Annotated in this window: 1 protein-coding gene; it reads right to left on the bottom strand. The window is 63.5% G+C overall.

Annotated features, from left to right (window positions below):
- A partial coding sequence (locus JNK74_29410; protein ID MBL7650292.1) for a gamma-glutamyltransferase occupies positions 1-611 on the bottom strand: 611 nt, incomplete at both ends.

Raw genomic sequence — 611 nt, 5'->3', positions numbered from 1 at the left:
AGATCGTGTCTCCCTGTTCCATCGCCAGGCTGCCCGGCGGCACATCGGTGCTGGCTCGGCTGGGATCAATCCGCTTGCGTTGCTGCGCGGCATACGCCTTCGAGATCAGGCGTTCGACCGGAACTTCGGCCATCGCGGGATCGGCGTAGTACGTCGCCCGGTCCGCAAAGGCGAGCTTTTTCGCTTCGACCAGCAGGTGCAGATACTCGGGGCTGCAGCGCCCCATCTTGGCAAGGTCGTAGGCTTCGAGAATGTTGAGCATTTCCAGCGCCGCGATACCCTGGCCGTTCGGCGGAAGCTCCCACACGTCATAGCCGCGGTAGTTTGTCGAGACCGGCGAGACCCATTCGCTCGTATGATCTTCGAAATCGCGCAGCGCGAACTTGCCGCCGTGCGTCTCGCTGAAGGCGACGATCCGCTGTGCAATCGAGCCGCGATAGAAAGCCTCGCGTCCCTGCGCGGCGATCAGCCGGTAACTGGCGGCCAGGTTGGGATTGCGAAAGATTTCGCCGGTCTGCGGACGTCGTCCGTCAATCAGCCACGTGCGGGCCGAATCCGGCCAGGGCGCAAAGGCCTCTTCCGTTCCGGCCCAGTGACCGGCGATGATTTCG

It is taken from the genome of Candidatus Hydrogenedentota bacterium (assembly GCA_016791475.1).
Classification (GTDB): domain Bacteria; phylum Hydrogenedentota; class Hydrogenedentia; order Hydrogenedentales; family JAEUWI01; genus JAEUWI01.
The sequence above is the reverse complement of the archived record's forward strand: the minus strand, read 5'-3'. Positions and strand labels throughout refer to the sequence as shown.